The 19673-nt window shown below is 44.1% G+C and carries 17 protein-coding genes; 12 read left to right on the top strand and 5 right to left on the bottom strand.

The genetic code is table 11. The features are described from left to right. Positions 1 to 119: 119 nt before the first annotated feature. Together aceF and aceE are read right to left on the bottom strand one after the other, a co-directional pair. The gene (aceF, locus tag AYW76_RS09155) at positions 120 to 2084 is read right to left on the bottom strand and encodes a dihydrolipoyllysine-residue acetyltransferase (protein WP_067218814.1); all 1965 of its coding nucleotides are present in this window, start codon (positions 2082 to 2084) and stop codon (positions 120 to 122) included. Positions 2085 to 2170: 86 nt separating this feature from the next. Continuing rightward, complete coding sequence (aceE, locus tag AYW76_RS09150; protein ID WP_067038228.1) at positions 2171 to 4837, bottom strand: pyruvate dehydrogenase (acetyl-transferring), homodimeric type; 2667 nt, start codon at positions 4835 to 4837, stop codon at positions 2171 to 2173. A gap of 784 nt (positions 4838 to 5621) precedes the next feature. Between aceE and nadC the strand changes: the two genes are divergently transcribed. The 12 genes from nadC (at position 5622) to AYW76_RS09085 (ending at position 16631) form a co-directional block, all read left to right on the top strand. Further along, positions 5622 to 6476 (top strand): carboxylating nicotinate-nucleotide diphosphorylase, encoded by an 855-nt coding sequence (gene nadC, locus AYW76_RS09140; RefSeq protein WP_067218807.1) that lies wholly within the window; start codon positions 5622 to 5624, stop codon positions 6474 to 6476. A 2-nt stretch (positions 6477 to 6478) separates the two neighbouring features. Further along, complete coding sequence (locus tag AYW76_RS09135; RefSeq protein ID WP_067218804.1) at positions 6479 to 7678, top strand: acetate/propionate family kinase; 1200 nt, start codon at positions 6479 to 6481, stop codon at positions 7676 to 7678. Between the two features lie 22 nt (positions 7679 to 7700). After that, positions 7701 to 9797, top strand: coding sequence for a phosphate acetyltransferase (gene pta / locus AYW76_RS09130; RefSeq protein WP_067218801.1), 2097 nt, complete (start codon positions 7701 to 7703; stop codon positions 9795 to 9797). A 77-nt stretch (positions 9798 to 9874) separates the two neighbouring features. Continuing rightward, a complete protein-coding gene (locus tag AYW76_RS09125) occupies positions 9875 to 10627 on the top strand; it encodes a putative metalloprotease CJM1_0395 family protein (RefSeq protein WP_067218798.1) in 753 nt (250 codons plus the stop codon). A gap of 67 nt (positions 10628 to 10694) precedes the next feature. Beyond that, positions 10695 to 11144, top strand: a complete 450-nt coding sequence (locus AYW76_RS09120) for a pilin (RefSeq protein ID WP_197467795.1) — start codon at positions 10695 to 10697, stop codon at positions 11142 to 11144. Between the two features lie 9 nt (positions 11145 to 11153). After that, entirely contained in the window at positions 11154 to 12083 is a 930-nt protein-coding gene (locus AYW76_RS09115; protein WP_067218795.1) for a GspE/PulE family protein, read from the top strand. Further along, complete coding sequence (locus AYW76_RS09110) at positions 12080 to 13120, top strand: type II secretion system F family protein (RefSeq protein WP_067218792.1); 1041 nt, start codon at positions 12080 to 12082, stop codon at positions 13118 to 13120. The genes AYW76_RS09115 and AYW76_RS09110 overlap by 4 nt, the downstream gene beginning before the upstream one ends. Further along, positions 13098 to 13910, top strand: a complete 813-nt coding sequence (locus tag AYW76_RS09105) for a prepilin peptidase (RefSeq protein WP_082866173.1) — start codon at positions 13098 to 13100, stop codon at positions 13908 to 13910. Before AYW76_RS09110 ends, AYW76_RS09105 begins: the two co-directional genes overlap by 23 nt. Then, positions 13907 to 14512 (top strand): dephospho-CoA kinase, encoded by a 606-nt coding sequence (gene coaE, locus AYW76_RS09100; RefSeq protein WP_067218786.1) that lies wholly within the window; start codon positions 13907 to 13909, stop codon positions 14510 to 14512. The genes AYW76_RS09105 and coaE overlap by 4 nt, the downstream gene beginning before the upstream one ends. Further along, positions 14512 to 14727: a DNA gyrase inhibitor YacG gene (gene yacG / locus AYW76_RS09095; protein ID WP_067038238.1), complete on the top strand. Its 216-nt coding sequence runs from the start codon at positions 14512 to 14514 to the stop codon at positions 14725 to 14727. Before coaE ends, yacG begins: the two co-directional genes overlap by 1 nt. A 22-nt stretch (positions 14728 to 14749) precedes the next feature. Further along, positions 14750 to 15967, top strand: coding sequence for a response regulator (locus AYW76_RS09090; RefSeq protein ID WP_067218783.1), 1218 nt, complete (start codon positions 14750 to 14752; stop codon positions 15965 to 15967). Between the two features lie 4 nt (positions 15968 to 15971). Next, positions 15972 to 16631, top strand: coding sequence for a sensor histidine kinase (locus tag AYW76_RS09085; protein WP_067218780.1), 660 nt, complete (start codon positions 15972 to 15974; stop codon positions 16629 to 16631). A gap of 27 nt (positions 16632 to 16658) precedes the next feature. Here AYW76_RS09085 and AYW76_RS09080 read toward each other — a convergent pair whose 3' ends face one another. Genes AYW76_RS09080 through AYW76_RS09070 form a run of 3 tightly spaced genes read right to left on the bottom strand, consistent with a single transcriptional unit; the run spans position 16659 to position 19671 of the window. Then, entirely contained in the window at positions 16659 to 17342 is a 684-nt protein-coding gene (locus AYW76_RS09080) for an ATP-binding protein (protein WP_067218776.1), read from the bottom strand. Between the two features lie 10 nt (positions 17343 to 17352). After that, positions 17353 to 19023: a tetratricopeptide repeat protein gene (locus tag AYW76_RS09075; protein ID WP_067218773.1), complete on the bottom strand. Its 1671-nt coding sequence runs from the start codon at positions 19021 to 19023 to the stop codon at positions 17353 to 17355. Between the two features lie 24 nt (positions 19024 to 19047). Beyond that, complete coding sequence (locus AYW76_RS09070) at positions 19048 to 19671, bottom strand: GntR family transcriptional regulator (protein WP_067218769.1); 624 nt, start codon at positions 19669 to 19671, stop codon at positions 19048 to 19050. Between the last annotated feature and the right edge of the window lie 2 nt (positions 19672 to 19673).

Genomic DNA, 19673 nt, shown 5'->3' with positions numbered 1-19673 from the left:
AAAAATCCGATTAAGAATGCTTAATCGGATTTTCTTGGGCTATTTAACTTAATGCAATCCTTAAGTGAACAGCATTAAGCCTTCGGCTGCCTTTTGGACATCATTTAATCGCCCTATTACTATAGCGTTAAACGACGCACATCGCTTAGCAATGCATTTAGATACGTCATAAAGCGACCCGCATCCGCTCCGTTGACAGCACGGTGGTCGTAAGACAAGCACAATGGCAGCATTGTACGTGGCTCAAACTCATTACCGTTCCAACGAGGCTCAACATCTGCTTTAGATACACCAAGAATGCCCACTTCAGGCGTGTTAACGATTGGTGTAAAGCCTGTTCCACCCATAGCACCAAGACTAGAGATAGTGAAACAGCCGCCTTGCATGTCAGCAGGTTTCAATTGTTTTCCAAGCGCTTTCTTGATCAACTCGCCAGCCTCAGCTGCAATTTGAACAACAGACTTCTTGTCAACATCACGCAGCACAGGAACCACAAGACCCACTGGAGAATCTACTGCAATACCAATGTGCACATATTTCTTCTGCACGACGCTTTCGCCATCAGCATGAAGAGATACGTTGAATGCAGGATTTTTAACCAACGCTTGCGCAACCGCTTTAATCATGAATGGAAGTGGCGTCAATTTAACACCTTGTTTTTCCATTTCAGGTTTTAAGCTCTTGCGGAATTCTTCTAGATCCGTGATATCCGCTTTATCGAACTGTGTTACATGAGGAACATTCAGCCAAGAGCGCGTCATATTGAATGACGTAAGCTTCTGAATCTTGCTCAGTTTCACTACTTCAACTTCACCAAACTGACCAAAATCAATTTCAGGTACGCGAGGAATACCCGCACCTTCAACGGCTGCTGATGCAGCAGGTGCAGAAGACGCTTTTTGAACTGCTGCTTTAACATAAGCATGCAAGTCTTCTTTTGTGATACGGCCACGAGGACCAGTAGCACGAACAAGAGACAGATCCACACCTAATTCACGAGCCAAAAGGCGCACAGCAGGTCCAGCGTGAACCTTCTTGTTAGGCGAAGACAATACCGCACCCTGATCAGCAGGAGCCGCCGCTTTTGGCGCTTCTTGCTTAGGCGCTGCAGGAGCTGAGGCTTTTGGTGCTTCTTGTTTTTCAGCCGGTGCAGGCGCTGCTGCACCTTCTACTTCAAGCTCAAGAATCAAAGCCCCTTCAGATACTTTATCTCCTTCTTTAATCGATACAGACTTAACTGTGCCTGATTTAGGAGAAGGAATATCCATTGACGCTTTATCCGTCTCAAGAACGATGATTGAATCGCCCTCTTCAACTTTATCACCCGCCGCAACGCTTACTTCAATAACATCAACGTCTGTTGCACCACCAATGTCCGGCACATTGACAGACTCAACACCGCCTGTTTGAGCAGGTTGTGGCTCAGCTTCTTTGGCTGGCGCCTCTTCAGCTGGTGCTTGTTGAGGTTCTGACTCCGCTTTCGCCACAGGCTCATCAGCTGCAGCAGAACCTTCAGCCATAAGCACTAGAATTTCATCACCCTCAGAAACGGTGTCACCTTCTTTGATAAGAAGCTTAGCGACTTTACCGCTTGCAGGTGCTGGAATATCCATAGAAGCTTTGTCCGTTTCAAGAACGATAATAGAATCACCCTCTTGAACGTCGTCACCTTCTGCAACGCACACTTCGATAACGTCAACACCTGTTGCGCCACCAATATCTGGCACAGAAACAGTTTGTTCAGAAGCCGCTGAAGCAGGGGCTGCTGACGGAGCTGATTTTTCAGCCGCTGGTGCCGGTGTTTCTTCTTTTGTTTCTTCGACAGGCTCTTCTGTTGCACTAGCGCCTTCAACTTCAATCGTTAAAACTTCGCTGCCTTCAGAAACAGTATCGCCCTCTTTAACAGAGATCGCTGTTACCTTACCTGCCATTGGAGACGGTACGTCCATAGACGCTTTATCTGTCTCTAAAACAATAATTGATTGGTCAACTTCAATAATGTCGCCAACTTGCACGCTAACTTCGATTACATCGACGTCAGTCGCGCCACCAATATCCGGTACTCGAATAATTTCAGTACTCACGGAAATCTCCTTTGTCGTATAGACGCATCAAACTTTAACTCACTGAGCCGAACTTAGATCGACTCAGTCCCGATTAATCCGCTAAATTAGCAGGTAACTGGGTTTGGCTTGTTAGGATCCAAGTCAAATTTGCTGATTGCTTCAGCCACGACTTCAGCTTTCACTTTGCCGTCTTTCGCTAAAGCACTCAACGCAGAAACCACTACCCAGTAACGGTTCACTTCGAAGAAGTGACGTAGTTTGGCACGGGTGTCGCTTCGACCAAAGCCATCAGTACCAAGAACATTGTAGGTTCCATTTACAAATGGACGAATTTGGTCGGCATAAAGTTTGATGTGGTCCGTTGACGCAATCACAGGACCCTTATCACCTAAGCACTGTTCAACATAAGAAAGACGAGCGTCTTCTGTTGGGTGAAGCATATTCCAACGTGTCGCGTCTAAACCTTCACGACGCAATTCGTTGAAAGAGGTCACACTCCATACATCAGAGTTGACGCCAAACTCTTCACTTAGGATCTCTGCTGCAGCTTCTACTTCACGTAGAATTACACCAGCACCTAGAAGCTGAACCGTCTCTTTATTGCCCTTCTTCGTAACAGAATTAAGCTTGTACATACCTTTAAGAATGCCATCTTCGACACCTTCTGGCATATCAGGATGCTCGTAGTTTTCGTTCATTACGGTTAGGTAATAGAAAACACTTTCACGTTCCTGATACATACGACGAATACCGTCTTGGACAATGACCGCAACTTCGTATGAGTAGGTTGGATCGTATGACACACAGTTCGGAATCGTACTAGCAAGGATATGAGAATGACCATCTTCATGCTGCAGACCTTCACCGTTTAGTGTCGTACGACCAGCAGTAGCGCCCAGCAAGAATCCACGCGCCTGAGAGTCACCTGCCGCCCACGCCAAGTCACCAACACGTTGGAAACCAAACATTGAGTAGTAGATGTAAACAGGAATCATTGGGAAATTACTGTTGCTGTAAGACGTAGCCAAAGCTAGCCAAGCAGACATCGCTCCAGGCTCATTAATGCCTTCTTGAAGAATCTGTCCGTTTTCACTCTCTTTATAGAACATGACTTGTTCATGGTCATGCGGCGTGTAGCGCTGACCTTCAGATGAGTAAATACCGAGCTGACGGAACATACCTTCCATACCAAAAGTACGCGCTTCATCGGCAACAATTGGCACAACACGTTTGCCAATGCCTTTGTGCTTAACCATGGTATTCAAACAACGGACAAACGCCATGGTCGAAGAAATCTCACGACCATTTGAGCCTTTCAGCTGCGCTTTAAAGTCTTCCAATGTTGGTACGTCAAGTGCTTCACAATCTTTACGACGAACTGGGAAGTCACCATGCAGTTCCTTACGACGTGCACGCAAGTACTTCATTTCAGGGCTGTCTTCAGCAGGACGGTAATAAGGAAGGTCTTTTAACTCTTCATCACTAATCGGAATACCAAACTTGTCACGGAAAAGAGCCAGTGACACTTCATCCAGTTTCTTAGTTTGGTGGGCAGTATTCTGTGCTTCGGCAGCCTTAAACATACCGTAACCTTTAACGGTTTGAGCAAGGATAACCGTTGGCTTACCTTTAGTAGAGGTCGCTTCGGCATAAGCAGCATAAACTTTGTATGGGTCATGACCACCACGGTTAAGATTCATAATGTCATCGTCAGACAAATCTTTAACCATCTCTAACAGTTCTGGGTATTTACCGAAGAAATGCTCACGAGTGTAGGCGCCGCCATTAGCTTTGTAGTTCTGCAGTTCGCCGTCACACACTTCGTCCATACGTTTTTGAAGCAGACCTTTATCATCTTTTTCAAATAGTGGGTCCCAATGGCGACCCCATAGACATTTGACGACATTCCAGCCAGCACCACGGAACACACCTTCAAGCTCTTGAACAATCTTGCTGTTACCGCGAACAGGACCATCAAGACGCTGGAGGTTACAGTTGATAACAAAAATTAAGTTATCAAGTTTTTCACGTCCCGCAAGAGCAATCGCACCTAATGATTCTGGCTCATCACACTCACCATCACCTAAGAATGCCCATACCTTACGATCACCTTGGTTCACTAGACCACGGCTATTCTGGTATTTCATTACGTGAGCTTGATAAATAGCTTGTAGTGGGCCTAGACCCATTGAAACCGTTGGGAACTGCCAGTAGTCAGGCATCAGCCAAGGGTGTGGGTATGAAGAAAGCCCTTTGCCATCCACCTCACGGCGGAAGTTGTTCATTTGATCTTCAGTCAAGCGACCTTCAATAAACGAACGAGCATAAATACCAGGCGAAATATGGCCTTGGAAAAACACCATGTCGGCTTCTTGGGTTTCACTGGCGCCGCGGAAGAAATGGTTGAACGCGATGTCGTACAAAGTGGCTGCAGAAGAGAAACTTGTAATGTGGCCACCCAAAGTAGAATCTACTCGGTTAGCTTTCATTACCATCGCCAATGCGTTCCAGCGAATAATAGAACGAATGCGACGTTCCATGAACAAGTCACCAGGTAAAGGTTTCTCGTTTTGTGGCGCAATAGTATTACGGTAAGGCGTAGTAATTGAAGCAGGCATTGGAGTGCCCGATTTAACAGCTTCTTTACTTAAGCGATCCAGAATATACTGGGCACGTTCAGGACCTTCTTCTCGAAGGACAGACTCGAGAGCATCGACCCACTCTTTTGTTTCAGTTGGATCGATATCTTCAAGGATATGCTGCTCCGTCATAGTGTTTATAACCCCCGCTATTAGAACAGATCTCAAACCCTTAGGCACATTTGGTTGTTTAGTAGCCTAAGAGCAGTTTAAACAGACATTTCGAACTCGCATACTACGCGAGCCCAGCCGATACTTACATTTGATAGAGCTAACCTAATCTATGGTGCTCTATTAAATATACGCTTGATCGTGAACAAACTTTTTTATTCTAGTTAGATGTCTGTCGCAATCATATCGACCACTCATCATCTTGAGTTAGTCTATTTCCGTATGTAAAGTTTGATTAACAAACCTTTTGCCGAGTTCAATTTCTGCATACTGTTGTGTAATGCAGAGGATCAAACTTGGCGTTAACTGATGCCACTTTAACAGCTTCAGCAAAGCTGATGAATACTGAAGTTACCTGCTTCCATTGCCCGATCTGCATGCCTAAGCCTGCGTCGCAGTGGCCGTTATTCCCGTGAGTTGGTACAAAAATCGAAGGTAAGATTATCATCTAATGCCACCAAGGAATAGATACTGATGTAAAGATACCGTCCATATCCCCTTGCACGACCTATCAAAGTGATTGTTTTTTGTACAAAAAAGAGGCATTCACAGCAACAACAACAAGTATTTAAGAGCCACACAGAGGACTATTTACGCTGCAAATACCAACCATAAACAATATTTATTATGATTGGTATCACTTCATCTTTTAACAAATGTTACAAAACCTATTTCTAAACTGACTAAAGCCTTGATACTCGTTACAATCGTATCAAAATTACAAGCGCACTAACTGGACATTGAAATGACACCCCTTTCAGAGCAACTTAAAAAACATATCCAACAACACGTAAAAATCGCTTTAGAGGAAGACATTGGCTCAGGCGATATCACAGCACAACTCATTCCTGAAACAAACACTTTAGTCGCGCAAGTGCTTACACGTGAGCCGGCTGTACTTTGTGGCCAAGCTTGGGCAAATGAAGTCTTTGAACAACTTGACCCCAGTGTTGAAGTCCAATGGTTGGCAGAAGAAGGCGCTGACCTAGAACCCAATCAAGCCTTCCTTAAGTTGAAAGGCAATGCGCGAAGTATCTTAACCGGTGAACGCACAGCCCTTAATTACATTCAAATGCTGTCTTATACCGCCACAGTCTCTCGTCGCTATGCGCAGTTAGTAGAAAACCAGCCATTGACAATCCTTGATACCCGTAAAACGATCCCTAGTTTTCGATTAGCACAAAAATACGCCATTGCTGTAGGAGGCTCATCTAATCATCGGGTTGGCTTATATGATGCTTTCTTGATTAAGGAAAATCATATCATGGCCGCTGGCTCTATTACGGCCGCAGTTGAACAAGCCAAGCAAGTTGCACCTGGCAAACCGATTGAGGTTGAAACAGAAAATCTTCAGGAAGTTGAGCAAGCCGTAATCGCTGGGGCCGACATCATCATGCTAGACAACTTCTCTTTACAGGACATGAGAACAGCCGTAGACACTTACTCACCTAAAGTGAAGTTTGAAGCATCTGGCAACATGACTGATCAACACATAAAAGATGTCTCACAGACTGGCGTCGACTATATTTCAGTGGGTGCGCTTACCAAGCATATTCAAGCCATTGATTTATCCCTTCGAGTTATTGAGGAAAACATTTAAGCATGCCACAAATATTAGTCGTCAATTGCGGCAGTTCCTCTCTTAAATTCGCCATAATGGACGGCACTGATAACCCGCCTATTTTAGAAGGTATTGCCGAGCGCCTAGGGTCAGAGCACAGCGCGATCACTTTTAAATATGCAGGTAATAAAACGGTGCAGCCGCTACATGACAATGATCATCGAGGCGCAGTCACCGCTATCAAACACTGGATTAATTCGAACAGCACTTTACCTATCAATTTAGTAGGCATTGGTCATCGTGTTGTTCATGGCGGTGAAACCTTCAGCCAATCTGTTGTTATCAATCCTACTGTATTAGAGGGCATTATAGACTGTGCTCGCTTCGCTCCGTTGCATAACCCTGCTCATACCAAGGGAATCGAAGTCGCACAAGCACTCTTCGGCGATCTTCCTCATGTGGCTGTGTTCGATACGGCCTTTCACCAAACACTGGATGCTGATCAGTATTTATACCCTATTCCAATGCGCCTATACCGTGAGCACAACTTTAGGAAATATGGCTTCCATGGCACCAGCTACCGTTATATAGCACAAAAACTAGCAACTCTTGGCCTGGATTTTGCGTCGCAAAATACGCTGGTTGCGCATCTTGGCAATGGTGCCAGTGTCTGCGCGATCAAAGCAGGTAAATCAGTTGACACAAGCATGGGGATTACGCCTTTGGAAGGCCTTATGATGGGCACCCGAAGTGGCAGCCTAGACCCCAGCTTATTAGCATTTATTAGTGATGCTGAAAACATATCCATGAAGGATGCGCTGGATATTTTAAACAAAGAAAGTGGCCTGAAGGGCATTTCTGAGATTTCAAATGATTGCCGTTCAATTGAGACAGCTCAAGCAGCAGGAGATGATCGAGCGGAATTAGCTCTAAACATGTTTGCGTCAAGAGCAGCGAAACACTTAGCCTCCGTCGCCACCAATCTTGAGTCTGTTGACCATATCGTTTTCACGGGCGGTATCGGAGAAAACTCTCCAGTAATACGCGAAAAGATTTGCCGACGATTAGCTATGATGGGGGTTTGGCTAGATTTACACGCGAACCAAATAAGTCCACGCGGTGAAGTATCGATGATTAGCGACAATCGTTCCAATACAAGTATATGGGTCATTCCTACCAATGAGGAGCTACTCATTGCGCAAGACACTTTATCTTTGATTGCCGACACAGCCCCTGAATAACGCCGAAAAGGAAAACGTACTCATGTCTACCAATGTTTTAATGACTGTACCTACTGGCCCAGGCGTCGGTCTAACATCCGTATCCGTTGGACTCGTCCGAGCACTAGAACAACAAGGACTAAAGGCCAGCTTTTTTAAACCAATCGCTCAGCCACACCCCGGTGACAACGGCCCAGATCGATCAACAGCCATGGTCGCACAAGGATCTTCATTGCGACCTGCTGACCCGATCCCTCTCTATGAAGCGGAACGATACTTATATAACGACGCAATCGATGAGCTAATGGAAGAGGTAGTCGGCCGATTCCAAGCGAGCATTGAACCTGACTCAACAGTGATTGTAGAGGGGCTAGCTCAAATTCCAGGTCATCCTTATGCAACACGTTTAAACAAAGCCATCGCTCGTACTCTTGACGCTGGTATAGTCTTGGTGACAGCGCCAAATGAGATGCGCGTCACGGAACTCGAACACCACGTTGAGATTGCGGCCGGCTCATATGGCGGCATCAAAGCCGATGACGTCATCGGCTGCATCCTAAATAAAACCCAACCCGGATCTTTAGGCATGAAATCGTATGGCGACTCGTTCGCTAAACGCCCTATTTTCAAGCGCAATTTTAGTTTGCTGGGTCAAATCCCTATTTCGGAAGAGCTAACATTACCCCGCGTAAAAGATGTGGCTGACTTTTTGACCGCCAGTGTTATCAACGCGGGTGAAATGGAGTCTCGCCGTATTCACTCATACACCTTATGTGCTCGTGGCGTTGAAAACATGCTAGAAGCGCTTCGCCCTGGCGTTTTGGTTTTTACACCTGGCGACAGAACTGATGTCATTATGGCTACAGCGATCGCAGCGCTGAATGACACAAAAATCGCTGCATTGGTTCTCACCGGCGGCTATCAACCCAGTGATGCACTGATGGCGCTTTGCGGTAAAGCAATGGCGAAAGGGTTACCTATACTGTCAGTGGACAGCAACAGTTGGGAAACGGCGATTAAGATGCAATCCTTTAATCAAGAGATCCCTTTGGATGATAAAGAGCGCATTTTAACAGTAAAAGAGCACATCGCTCGTTGTATTGATCATGACTGGATCAATACCTTTGCCCTGAATGACGAAGAGCGCAAACTTTCTCCTCCTGCTTTCCGCTACCGTTTAATCGAGCAAGCTCGAGCGTTAAATAAACGCATTATCTTACCCGAAGGCGAAGAAATCCGCACGATTCAAGCCGCCTCTATATGTGCTGAACGTGGAATCGCGCGCTGCACTTTGCTGGGCAATCCGGATGAAATTCAACGCATTGCTCAAAACAATGGTATTGACCTTAATTTTGGTGTTGAAATCATTGATCCAGATACGATACGTGACCATTATGTCGTACCTATGGTCGCCATTCGCAAACATCGTGGTTTAACAGATATCGTGGCTCGCGAGCAACTGGAAGACAATGTAGTGCTAGGCACCATGATGCTGCAGCAGGATGATGTAGATGGGCTGGTATCCGGTGCGGTGCATACAACGGCAAATACAATTCGCCCGTCACTGCAATTGATTAAAACGTCGCCAGACTCCAGTCTCGTCTCTTCTGTTTTCTTTATGTGCTTGCCAGACCAAGTGCTTGTCTACGGTGACTGTGCGATAAACCCTGATCCGAGTGCGGAACAGCTAGCAGAAATCGCGATTGAAAGTGCCATGTCCGCTAAAGCATTTGGTATCACACCACGGGTGGCAATGATCAGTTATAGTACTGGCGGCTCGGGTTCCGGGAATGATGTTGACAAAGTTCGTGAAGCCACTCGTATTGCCCAAGAACGTCGCCCTGATATTTTGATTGATGGCCCCCTTCAGTATGATGCCGCGATCATGGAGAAAGTGGCCAGCCAAAAAGCGCCAAATAGTAAAGTGGCAGGTAAAGCCACCGTCTTTATCTTTCCAGACTTGAACACCGGCAACACAACCTATAAAGCGGTTCAACGAAGTGCTGAAGTGGTCAGTATTGGGCCGATGCTACAAGGAATTAGAAAGCCGGTTAATGACCTTTCTCGTGGTGCGCTAGTAGATGACATTGTCTACACCATTGCGATTACCGCGATTCAAGCAGGTCAAAAACAAAATTAATCGGTTTTTATTGATCAGAATCTAGACAAAATAAGGCTGTTTGATTAAATTTAAAGTACTACTCAAATGGTCTTATCATGTCTGGCAGCATTCAACACTCAATTGAGGCTCAACGCTTCACTTCAGATCGCTCGAATTCGAGTGGCAATGTTTACGCCTCCACTGTGCCTACTGAACGTTCTCCGGAATCCGCTTCGCTCGTTCGTGCGAATTCTGATTACACCGTTAATGTTTCAGAAGATGCGCAAGCGCTTTTTGCTCAAGACCAAGAAGACCAATCATCGTCATCCGCTGCTGATGAAACTCAATCAAAAGACGATTCTGACAATACTGATACACCTGCAGACGAAAAGTCAGATGAAACTTTAACAGAGGAAGAGCAACAAGAAGTTGATCGCCTGAAAGCTCGTGATGAAGAAGTCCGTATCCATGAGCAAGCTCATGCATCAACTGGTGGACAATACGCTGGTAGCCCTTCATACAGTTATGAACAAGGCCCTGACGGGAAACGCTATATAACGGATGGTGAAGTTTCTATTGACGTAAGTCCAATAGCAAATGACCCGCAAGCTACCATTGATAAAATGCGTCAAGTATATCGCGCCGCATTAGCGCCAGCTGAACCTTCAAGTGCGGACCGCTCTGTCGCAAATGAAGCACAACAGCAAATGTCTGAAGCCACGGCCGATCTTTCGAAAGAAGCGCGTGGTGACGATGTCGATGCTAGTAACAATAATGCTTCAGCATTTAATCGATCAACACTCGCATCCGCCTATAATGCTACAAAGGAGGTTAATACATCAGGCTCGAACATTGATTTAGTCGCTTAAAAAACAAAACCAACAACCACTTACAGGATGTAAGTGAACAAAACCATTATTGTTCATGGAGGAACTTATGATGCAAAACGCACACACTTATCGATCTGGATTTACATTAATTGAACTTATGGTCGTGATCGCGATCATTTCGATTTTGGCTTCGTTCGCCGCCCCTTCTTTTGAAAAACATATTGCTAAAGCCAACTTAGTTGATGTTCAGCTTTACGGCAATACTGTCACCAGCAGTGTGGATGAACACTTACTGGTCCATTCTGAATTTCCTGATACTTCTACATTTAACACATTCAAACCTGATCACTCGTCAGTTGAGCTGATAAAAAGTGTATCCCTGACTAAAGTCGATAATTTACAAGGCACGATAACCATCAGCCTAAATGACGATATTGGCATACAAGAAAACCAGTTCATTCGATTTTCTCGCGCCAATACTGGTCAGTGGTTATGCGACTCCACACTCACTGATAGCTTGATCCCCAGCCAATGCAACGCCTTCTCTCAAGATTAGGGACTAACAATGAATTTAGATCACTTAATGTCTATCTCTATAGAGAAACAAGCTTCGGACGTACATGTATTAATCCAAGATGGCGTTGCCTGCATTCGGTGGCGTTGCTTTGGCTTATTAAGCGAAATGGAGTCATTCATTAATGGTGCGTCACTTGCCAATAGGATCAAGATTGCAGCCGAACTAAATATTGCAGAAACCAGGCGAGTCCAAGAAGGTCAATTTAATCACCTTTACCAAAGTAATGAATACTGCATCCGTGTCAGCATTATGAATTCCGAGCATGGTGAAAAGTTTGCGCTAAGAATCCTAACGCCGTTTGTCAACCGCTCCCTTGATACGCTTGGAATGAATCCGCACTCTCTAAGTGCCTTGAAGCAGAACATTACTCAACCCTATGGTTTGATACTTGTGTGTGGTGCCACAGGGTCCGGTAAAACAACCACTTTGTATTCCTGCCTTAGTTATATAAATGATGGTTCACGCACGATATACACAATAGAAGACCCAGTAGAACAACCAATGGCTTCTTTGTATCAATTTGAGCCTGATCCGTCTTTAAATATCAGCACGCATGATTTGCTAAAAGCCTTCATGCGACAAGATCCCGACGTTATTATGGTCGGAGAAATACGGGACGCAAAAACAGCGGACTTAGCCATTTCCGCCGCCTTAACAGGTCATCTTGTTATGGCAACACTGCACACCAACAGCGCCCTCAATATAGTCCATCGCTGTAAAAACTGGAATGTAGATTTTTTTGCTTTGGTTAGCACCTTGAAACTCGTCATTCATCAATCTATGCAGTACATACATGGACAACAAATGCCTATTTTTAACTGCTTACAACCTCGGTGGGATGAACGGCTTCCCACATGTTACGAAGCACTTATAGAGCAACCAACTCTATGGGAACATTTAGAGGGTAACGCACCATGAAATGGTTCTTCATTTCTGAACAATGTATTTTACCGTTCCAGTATAAATCCGAAGCTTACGAATTTGCCGTTGTTAACCAAATCTCTACCAAAGCTATTAGAGAAATCAATCTTAGACCCTTTAAAGCATCATCTTGTCTGCATTGGTTAAATCAAGTCATCCGCTTATGTGAGAATGGTCACAGCCTTCAAAGCGCCTTAATGACTCAAGAGCAGTCTCACTTTAATGCAACTTCGCAGCAACAGATTACTGCGATCAGAAGCTTGCTTCAACAGGGGGAAAGTGTCTCTATCGCCCTTAGTTTTTTTCTGCCTAAAAGTATACGACTGATTGCAGCCCATATCCCTAATGAAGGGACGGAAGAAAGCAAATTGGCCGCACTTATTGTTAGTCGAGAGGTTTTAACGAACCAAATCCTACTGAGCCAAAAATTACTGAAATCACTTAACTACCCAGCAGCCATTATCCAAGCAGCACTGATTTTAGCGGTGGTCAATAAACTATTGACCCATGAATCTATTATTCAGATATCAACTGTTTGGGCTGGTATAACGTGTACGATATTAGTATTTTATTACTGGATCGGATTTGGTTACGCTTATCCTTTTTTATGCAAACATATCGCCAGCTTTCGAAAGTACAATACCTTAACCATGTTACTTGCTTTACTAAAAAGCGGTGAACCCTTGCAAAATGCCATTTCGAAGCTGTGCAGTGGAAGTGTTGGGAAAGACCAACTGCAGCTATACAGGTGCATGCTGCTGCTTCGTTCAGGGGCCGCAGCGGATGAAGCCTTACCAAGCTGTTGGTTTATGAAAACAGATTTACTACAGTTAAAACAGCTCGCAAGTAGCGGCGATCTTTATACACCGATTGAGAAAGCGATTCGATCTTGGAAAGATCGCAATGAATCAATTCTCAAACGTCTCTCCCAAGCATTTCCAATCTTAGGTATAGTGATCGCTGCGATATTCGTTACCCATACGCTAATTGCCCTTTACGCCCCTTTAATGGATGTTAATACCCTTGGCTTTTGATATTAATTTATTGCTGTATATCGTAATGATTCTTTGCATAGGCAGCACATTGTCTGCTTTAACATATCGCTGGCAACGCCGCGCAGCGGCAGAGTGGAGAAAAGAAGCCCACGAGTTTCTTGAGCTTCCCTACTATGAACCTGACCCTTTGAAATTCAGTCAAGGCCGCTCTATTTGCTCTAAATGTAAGCGAAAAATTAAATGTATCCATTTAATTCCACTGCTTAGCTATGCATTACTTCGCGGGCGCTGTAGCCATTGCCAGCAAAACATCTCAATTCGTTACCCCCTAATAGAATTGTCTACGGCCGCATTACTATTGCCTTTGTATTGGATGTACCCAATTTCAACTGAATTTGGCGTCACTTTGATATTAGTCTGTGCATTGATCTGTGCTTTGATCATAGATGCTGAAGATTATTGGCTACCTGACGAGTGCAGCTTTGTTGTTCTATGCTGTGCCACTCTCCTTTTTCAATTGAGAGAACACTCAGAAGTATTGCCCAACATCAGTGCAGCTCTATTTGCCTACTTTTTTATTTTTTCCCTGCGCTATGTATTTTTAAAGTTACGAAACGTAGAAGCCATTGGTTTAGGCGATGCCAAGTTGTTGGCCGTTTTGGTATATTGGCTCGGTTTTTCAGCCTTTACTCCCATTCTGCTACTTGCTTCTGTGTTAGGACTGATAAGTGCGTTAGTCATGAGAAAAAGTCTAAGTAGCAAAATTCCATTTGGCCCTTACTTAATTACCGCAGCTCTTGGCTATTTTTATTTAGGATATTTTTTGTGAAAACAACGTTAATTGGCTTAACTGGTGGAATTGGCTCGGGCAAAAGTACTGCAGCTCTCCTATTTGCAGAGCTCGGTATTGAGTTTGTCGATGCTGATAACGTAGCAAGGGAGGTGGTTAAACCAGGTGAGCACTGTCTAAAACAGATACACGATCATTTTGGTTCTCAAATTTTACACAACGACGGCAGTCTAAATCGTAGTGCATTGCGCGATATCATATTTCAAAATCCCGACGAACGAATTTGGTTAGAATCCATTACACACCCAGCCATTCGTAAGCGCCTAATTCACTACATTGACTCAATGAAAGGCACTTACGCGCTCTTAGTTCATCCTCTACTATTTGAAACATCCCAACATACCCTTTGCCAATACACCATCGCACTGAATGTCCCTCGTAGTCTACAATTAGATAGGGTCGTAGCACGTGACAACAACAGCAAAACTCAAGTTGAACGTATTTTAGATACGCAGCTAAGCAACGAAGATCGTTGCAGTAGAGCCGATTTTATCTTGGAAAACACTGGTAACAGCGCAGATTTGAGTGTTAAAGTCAGTATGTTGCACAATAAATTAATCACATTACTAACAAGAACTTAATGGAAACAAAAACACTAATTGCTTGCCCAACATGTGGCAAAAAATCACCTTGGTCGACTGAGAACAAAGATCGTCCCTTTTGCAGCTCGCGATGCAAACTCATAGACTTAGGTGAATGGGCCAACGAAAGTTACACGATTCCGCAACAGACCTCCGATGAAGATGAAATCTTCTCTGATGACCTAGTTGCTAACCCTAATAAGTCCTTCTTATAAGTAGCAGAGAGATTCAATCGGGATGAGTAAGCCAAACTTTTCAGATAAAACAGCATTACTGATAGAAGATATGGCTGAAGCTAGAATCATGCAGAAAAAAATGCTTAATGATTTTGGCTTTAAATCCATTGAAATAGCAATGAAAGCTGAAAGTGCAATTGAGCTATTACGCAGTCGATCCTATGACGTGATTCTCTCTGATTACAATTTAGGGAACGGTAAAGACGGTCAGCAACTGCTTGAGGAAGTCCGTCACTCGCATCTTATCCCTAATACCTCTACTTATTTGATGGTGACCGCTGAAACATCTACAGAGATGGTTATGGGCGCCATTGAGTATGCTCCTGATGGCTACATCACGAAGCCTTTCTCTCAAGCTATGCTAGAGCGGCGCCTATTAAAGCTTCTTGAGAACAAAGAGCTGCTTTTAAAGGTTAACAAAGCCTTAGATAAGAGTGACTATGAAACCGCAATAAACGAAGCGAAAATTGTTTCTGAAAAACACCCTGCGTTAATAAGTCGATGCAACAGAATAGTAGGTGATTCGCTTATTAGCTTAGAGCGGTATAAAGAAGCATTAACCGTTTTTAGAACCTGCCGAAAAGAGTCGCGCATGCCTTGGGCTGCATTTGGCGAAGCAAAATGCCATTACTTTATTGGTAATATAGATAAAGCTGAAAGTAAATTTCGACAACTTACGTTAGACAACAAGTTTTTTGTAAGTGCTTACGACTGGCTTGCAAAAACACTGGTCAAGAAAGGCGAACATGAAGAAGCGCAAGCTATATTAGTCGATGCTGTTGGGCGCTCGCCAAAGAATTTAATGCGTCAAATAGAGCTAGGTAAGCTGAGCCTTGAGGTTCGCGATAATTTAATGGCAGAGATGTCATTTCGACGAGCCGTATTTCTTGCGAAGCACTCCTGCTTTAATGACGCAGAGGTGTACATTCAACATATGGCCTCGATTGTTGCTCTGGCACGTGAGGGTGACATCCCCTCCCGACAAATTGATAACTTTCAAACAACATTAAACAAAGTCCATCAGAATTTTTTCAAATCTCCAGAAGTCCGCACCGAGGCATATTTGCTTGAGATGGAACTCTACTCCGCTCTTGGGGATAACAAAACAATGAATCAAATAGAAGAAGTTTGGAATCATGAGATTGAAGCAGGTCAGGCATCTGCTCCAAGTGCAACTGCACAAAAACGCGTTGACCACCTAAAAAGCTTGAAGTCATAATTCTATGGATAAAATCGATATCAGCACTATTTTAGCCAGCGCCATTCATGAAAGTAAAAATCATCTTGGCACAATCCTGTATCAGCTTGAATCGTTGAAACGACTAAACCTAGACCAAGAAGGTCAAAAGTCTTTACGTAAAGTCGAAGAAGGCATGAAGCAGCTTAATGACGAGTGGGTTGAATACCTTTATTTATACCGTCTCGCGTCAGATGGATACGAAGTTCTTTATGATTGTCATGCTCTAGAGGAGTTTTTAGACGATCAGGTCTTTGCTCTTACCCCATCCGCTACAGCGAAAAACCTCTTATTGGAGTTTAATGCCGATCAGTCTTTGACTGCTGTCTTCGATGAAAGGCTTATGACTTCGGTTGTCAGCACTGGGGTTTATAACGCCTTACGATTTGCTAAGACTACCATCCAAATTAGCGCGTATCTTGAAAATGATTACTTAGTTATAGCAATCGAAGATGATGGCAAAGGTTTCGCACAAACAGCAGAGGAAGAGGATGAACTGCTGTTTCAAACCAATACGGGGTTAGGTCTGTATTTTGCTGATCTGTCTGCACAGGCCCATAGTGTTGAGGATCGCAAAGGATTTATTAGTAAAGCATCCTCAGAAGCATTAGGTGGCGCTAAGCTGGCCATATACTTGCCACAATAACAAGCCTCACTATAGCGAGGCCTTTGACTATGGAAGCAACAAGTCGATGCGCCCACCACCAGTGTCAGAATCATTACTTAATCGAGTATGGCCTTGAAGAGCGTTGTTCTTATGCAGCAACGCAACTTTCTCACAGTACAACCAGCTAGTGTTTTGGCTGGATACATTTGCAACGGACTCCCCTGCTACCAACGACTGAAAACTATCAAGTACAGACTGCGGATACCCTTTACCATTGTCGATTACTGAAATCAGCAATCCATCTTCGCTTTGATTAAGCACCAATGAAATTTTATTCTCAGTGTAGCGTATCGCATTCAGTAGGATAATCTGCAAAACATTGGCAATTAAATGAGGGTCTACATACCAACTAATATCATCAGCATCCAACTCTACCTCTATTTGCTTATGCTTTAGCAATGTTTCAAGCCCCGCTAAAGAATCTTCCACAAGTTCAAGAACATACGTTTCTTGCATTTGAACGGTTAGCGTATCACTTTCAAGTAAATACAAACCATGCAATTGATTGATCACATTTTGCATGCGTACCATTTCATACTGCGCATCAGAAAGCTCTGAAAGCTCCTTGGCGTCGGTTTGCTCGGCCATTAAAGTATCGAGCTTATATTGAACCTGGCCTAGAGAATTGCGCATGTCTTTGACTGATGCGCCTATCACTTTTTTAAATGACAATTGATTTTGTGCGGACACTTCATATCTCCTAAAACGCAACATTATAATGTTTAGCGAGGTACTCTCTTAAAGCCGTCAACCGTTTGTACTGTTTATGAGCCGGTGTCACATGCCTAAGGCGCTGCACAGCTTCGGTGCACTCTGACACCATGTGCGGATTTTTCCCGTTTTCTTCCATAAGCTTTAAGCAGGTCTGTACAAGATTAAGGTTCAAACCGGGATGACGCGGAGAATGCTCCAATGCGGTTTTAAATTGTTTAATGGCAATCACATAATCTTTTTTAGAATAACTACTTAAACCTTCTTTATTCAATTCTTTCGCTTGCGCTTTGGCTGAAGAGCTCACTGGCTCATCTAGGAAGTCAGCAGCTTGTTGCTTCAAATGATCACTAATCGTATGGTCATTCACTAAAGAAGCCAACATGATTTCAGCTTGCTCATGTTCGCCTGCACCATAAAGCGTCTTTCCATATTCGACCACAAGATCTTGCGGCAAACCATCAACAAGTTCTGAGGCAATCTGCTTAGCAGACGCCAAAGCTTTTTCAGCCTCACGCTGTTGACCTTGTGAAGCAAGAAATCGACTTTCCGCCAAACTTTTTCGAAATTTAACCGTATCGTCATCGGCAAAGCGCTTGCCAATAACCGTAAGTGCTTGGCTGGCCTCGCTCAACAATCGCTTGCGGTCTACACTGCTTTCAACAGAATCTACGGACTCCGTCACAATGTCGACCAACTGAATATAATCGTCAGGGTTTTCGTGTATCGAGTTAATACCCAAACGTACGGTTTGCTGGCTAGCTTTTAAAGCGGTCTGGGCATCACCATTTGCCATACTCACTGTGGCCATATGTTTTTGACGCTTGTGAATACGTGGCGATATCTTAATCGCATCCCCTAAAACCGATTGCGCTTCTTCCAGCCGCCCTGATTTCTCAAGACATTCAGCAAGTAAATCGTAAGCACTGATTGTTTGTGGGAACAATCTTAAAAGCTTTTCAAGCATCGCTATCGCGGCTTCGAGGTTGTCTTTTTTAGCTTCCATTTTCGCCAAACCGAGCAGTGCCCAATCTAAGTCACGAACGTTCAACTCAGCCTGACAAAGTTGCTCTAATACGGTAAATTTGCCTGTTTCTAAATAAGCCTCAACCAGCGTCCGCTTACACCACGGAGAGTAACGTCCTTCTTGCTTAATATGGTTAGTACATTCGGGGATCAATTCAACATATCGTTTTTTAGACAGCATGCCTTTCATTTTGGATAACGCTTGCGACTGTTGAAACTGCCTTTCTAGTCGTCGAGCTAAAACCGCTTGAGTAAAGGGCTTTGAAAGATACTCGTCTGGTTGGGACTCCATGATCCCCATGACCACATCTCGGCTGGTTTCAGCCGACACAATGATAAAAATATTGGTTGGCTTTAAAAGCTCTAACTGACGTAATTCTTCGAGTACTTGCTGACCGTTTTTATTACCTGTTAATCGGAAGTCACAAAGGATGATGTCATACGGTCTTGCACGACACGACTCGATAACCCCTTTGCCGCTGGAGGTTTGGTCTACATGTTGAATGCCTAAGCCCTGAAGCATCTGACGAATGGAAACACGTGAATTCTCAAATTCATCAGCAACCAATGCCTGTAATCCACTATAAATAGAGGAATTCTGAGCGGCTTTATTTTGAAAGAGAGCTCTGTCCACTAAACTATATCCTTGATAATACGTTTAACTGGTTGCTTTTAAATACTCAACCAATTGCTGCCCCGCCACTTCAATATGCTGACGAAGTAACCTGATGGCTTGTTCCGGTTGCTCTTGCGTTAAAAGATCCAACAATTCTTCATGTTCATTTTGACTGATCTCGCGATATTGCAATGGCCCATATTGGAACCCCATATACCGCCCAACCTGTTCATTTAGTATAGCCACTACATTGAAAATGGTCGGTCTATTCGCGACTTCGTATAACGTTGCGTGTAGCTTCCAATTTAAACGACCGCGCTCAAGCAATGAAAGATCGCTGCCATTTAAGCTTCGATTAATATCACGTGCTTTCCCTAATGTCTCGTACGTTATATTAGGGAACGCATATTCTAGTAGCTGGCATTCGAGCAGAGACCGCATTTGATATAAATCTTCTGCTTCCATCCAGTTTAATTCAGGTACCATCACCCCCGCTTTACCATGGGCGACAAGCCAACCTTGATTGCGAAGCACTGATATCGCATCCCTAATCGGAATACGACTGACGTTATAACGCTCTGATAGCTCTTGTTGACGCAATGGACGACCTCGTTCTAGGCACCCATTGATAATATCTGCTTTCAATTGATCCAATAATTCAAGCATAT

Source organism: Marinomonas gallaica, assembly GCF_001639745.1.
GTDB lineage: Bacteria > Pseudomonadota > Gammaproteobacteria > Pseudomonadales > Marinomonadaceae > Marinomonas > Marinomonas gallaica.
The sequence above is the reverse complement of the archived record's forward strand: the minus strand, read 5'-3'. Positions and strand labels throughout refer to the sequence as shown.